Here is a 3002-nt window from a genome sequence, read left to right as displayed (position 1 = left end):
CCATTTATACCCTTCCTGTGACCTAGGTTCAATCGCGGAAGCTCACCAGCTGTGAGCTTCCCGAAGCTCACCAGCTATGAGCTTCGCTTTTATAAAAACCTATAAAAAACAATACGTTAAGAAAAAACCCTTCTATATCTCAATAGGGCTCTGCCCTAGGCGATGCCTTACCCCTGAAAAGCACGGCCTTCGGCCTTGAAAATGCCTGCCCTGCGGGCAGTGATTATTTATGGCTTGCAGCGGGCCTACGGCCCTCGCCCAAGTGGGCTTTGCCCCCTTGGAACCCCCACTCTTGCCGCCGAGGGCTCGGGGGGCAGGGGGAAGAGCGCCCCTGCCCCCACTCACGTGAGGCTTGGGTCGTTCCAGGCGCGTCAAGGGGCCGAGTCCTCGCCCCTACGGGGCTGCGGGCCGCACCAACCCCTTGACCCGCCTTCCACTCGAAAACGCGCCACAGGATCACTGTCGGACACCTAAGTGGAAGGGGGTCAAGGTTCGCGCAGCGACCGCGCAGCGGCCCCGACCTTGACGCCCTGGAGCGACCCCAACGCTCAGGGCTGGTGGTCAGGGGTGCTCTTCCCCTGACCGCCTGCCACGTGGCGAACGGACAAGCCCCCTTGGGGGGGCGCGTCAGTGGGGGGGAGCAAGGCGAAGCCGCGCAGGGCCTTTTGTACTTTTGGCCCTTGGGCCCGAACGATCTTTGCGAAGCAAAGTCTAGTGAGTACACTTGTAATCAAGTGGCCCAGCGGAGCTAGGCGGATTTTGATCAGATTGGGGATGGCATGGCATACGCAATCATGAGGGCAAAGAAGCTCGCGAACATGGGATCGGTCGCGGCCTCGATGCAGCATTGCTACCGCGAACGCGAGACGCACAATGCTGACCAGGTGCGCACACCTGACAATCAGCACCTGGGCGCGAAAAGCACGGACGAGGCCATGGGCAAGTTGCGCGCTTTGCTGCCGGAGAAACGGCGCAAGGACGCGGTGCTGATGGTGGAATACGTGATGACGGCCAGCCCTGAATGGTTCGACAAAGCGACACCAGAACAGGAAAAGGCGTTCTTCCAGCGATCCCTGCAATGGCTGACTGACAAGTACGGCGCCGATCGGATCATCACGGCCAGCATTCACCGGGATGAGGCCACACCACACCTCTCCGCGTTCGTGGTGCCGCTGACGCAGGACAAACGCCTGAGTGCCAAGGAATTCATCGGTAGCCGGGACAAGATGCGTGCAGACCAGACCAGTTACGCCGGCTGTGTCGCTGATTTGGGACTGGAACGGGGGATCGAGGGCAGCAAGGCCACTCATCAGACGATCCAGCAACATTACGCGGCGGTTCAGCGTGGTGTCACGCCAAAAGCCACGCTCAGCCCCAAGAGTTTGGAGCCGCGGGTGCTGGAAAAAGCGGGGTTCATGGCTAAGACGATGTTAGGTCGTGGAGATTTAGTCGAATCGCCAGAAATGGTTGCAGAGCGTCTGACCAAAGCGGTGAACGATGGATTCGCCGGGACCATTGCCACGGCCTCTACAGCGCTTCAGGAGCGGCGTAGAGCGAAAGAGCTACAGGACACGGCAAACGACCTGAGAAAGCGCCTAGAGTTGCTTCAGGAGCCTTTCAAGGGGCTGAGCAAGGAACAGGTGACGAAAGTCCTGAAGATGGCCATGACGTTTCAGCAGGAAAACGCCAAAGCCAAGGACGAGAGCAAGGTTCATCGCGAACAAGCTAAAAACGGTCATGACCGAGGAAGGTCACGCTGAAGGTTTTTTGAGCGCCTGCTGAAGGTAATGGCAGATGTCATCTTGATAGGCTCTGTACTGAGCCTTAAGGCGGTCAAGCTCATGCATTTGAGCGACCCAAGCCTCATCGGACGCTTGATTTAGAACTCTTTCCGCCTCTCGCCAAACGTTTCTAGCGACTTCAGCGCCCTGCAACAAATTCTGCAGAGTGGAATCAAGAGTCAGCTTTTTGGGTGTATCTACAGAAGACAAAATCGCAAATCCATATATTCGATTGAGTGCTAAGTATATAACCACATTGATTTTACGTGATATCCCATTCGTCCGGCCTTGATGGATTAGAGGTCAGATATCTAGGTCCTGCCCAGGAACTCGTCCAGGGTAATTTCACCTTCGACGTAGGCTTTGACTTTTTCCTCGTCGAGGTCGCCGTGGTGCCAAGCATGGATGAAGGTCACAACCTGTAAGCGCTTATCTCGCTCGTCTCGATCTCTGGTAACGAAAATCGGAAGCGGCAGAGTGCGGTCGTCAGCGTCGTTAATTTCGATGAAATGTGGCTCATCCATTGGGCAATCCCTCTAGATATCTAGGTCTTGTTGATCTGGGGGGGGAAGTGGATCGTTTCCGGCAACGGCTATGTCGCTGTCCTCGATCACAGGGATATAGGTCAGTTTCTGCTTGGCTTTCTCGCGGAAATCGCTGTCCTGTTCTGAAGCTGCTGCAATTACTGTCGCAGAGAAAACCGCATATTGCCGTTGGTTCCGACCCGCTTGCCAGAACGCCCGCTCGTTGACGCAGTAGGCGCTAGCGTTGCCGATCTTCACAGTGTCGATCCAGTTGTCGTCCTTCAGGACTCTGATGGCCCTACCTACAGTCGCAATGCTGCACCCAGTCACCTCTGCCAGCACGTTTCTGCTGCATACAACGGCGTTTGTCGTACGCCCCATATGCTCCACCAAGTAGTACAAAATCTCGTGGGCCACAGGGCTTTTGCGTGCCAGTCCTCGCATCTCTCTGAGATAGCTTCGAGAGACTTGGACGAAGTTGTAATTGTCTGTGGTTGGATGAGCCTCTGAAGGCTCATCACGTGGTACTGAACGGCTCATTATGTGACCTTGGTCGGATCAAATGGTGAGCCATTTATACCCTTCCTGTGACCTAGGTTCAATCGCGGAAGCTCACCAGCTGTGAGCTTCCCGAAGCTCACCAGCTATGAGCTTCGCTTTTATAAAAACCTATAAAAAACAATACGTTAAGAAAAAA

The 3002-nt window shown here is 55.4% G+C and carries 3 protein-coding genes; 1 reads left to right on the top strand and 2 read right to left on the bottom strand.

All coding sequences use genetic code 11. The features are described from left to right. The first annotated feature begins 779 nt into the window (after window positions 1–779). Window positions 780–1760, top strand: coding sequence for a MobV family relaxase (gene mobV / locus AC19YS_RS31955; RefSeq protein ID WP_498246390.1), 981 nt, complete (start codon window positions 780–782; stop codon window positions 1758–1760). A 332-nt stretch (window positions 1761–2092) separates the two neighbouring features. On the opposite strand, the gene AC19YS_RS31950 is transcribed toward mobV, so the two are convergent. Together AC19YS_RS31950 and AC19YS_RS31945 are read right to left on the bottom strand one after the other, a co-directional pair. After that, window positions 2093–2305, bottom strand: a complete 213-nt coding sequence (locus AC19YS_RS31950) for a hypothetical protein (RefSeq protein ID WP_498246391.1) — start codon at window positions 2303–2305, stop codon at window positions 2093–2095. A 12-nt stretch (window positions 2306–2317) separates the two neighbouring features. Next, window positions 2318–2845, bottom strand: a complete 528-nt coding sequence (locus AC19YS_RS31945) for a replication/maintenance protein RepL (protein WP_498246392.1) — start codon at window positions 2843–2845, stop codon at window positions 2318–2320. Window positions 2846–3002 lie beyond the last annotated feature (157 nt).

It is taken from the genome of Pseudomonas sp. MF08831 (genome assembly GCF_059862645.1).
This window is presented reverse-complemented; position numbering and strand designations above follow the sequence as displayed.

Bases quoted from the DNA above. Each gene is read 5' to 3' on its own strand.
- mobV (WP_498246390.1), top strand. From the start codon at position 780: ATGGCATACGCAATCATGAGGGCAAAGAAGCTCGCGAACATGGGATCG.
- AC19YS_RS31950 (WP_498246391.1), bottom strand. From the start codon at position 2,305: ATGGATGAGCCACATTTCATCGAAATTAACGACGCTGACGACCGCACT.
- AC19YS_RS31945 (WP_498246392.1), bottom strand. From the start codon at position 2,845: ATGAGCCGTTCAGTACCACGTGATGAGCCTTCAGAGGCTCATCCAACC.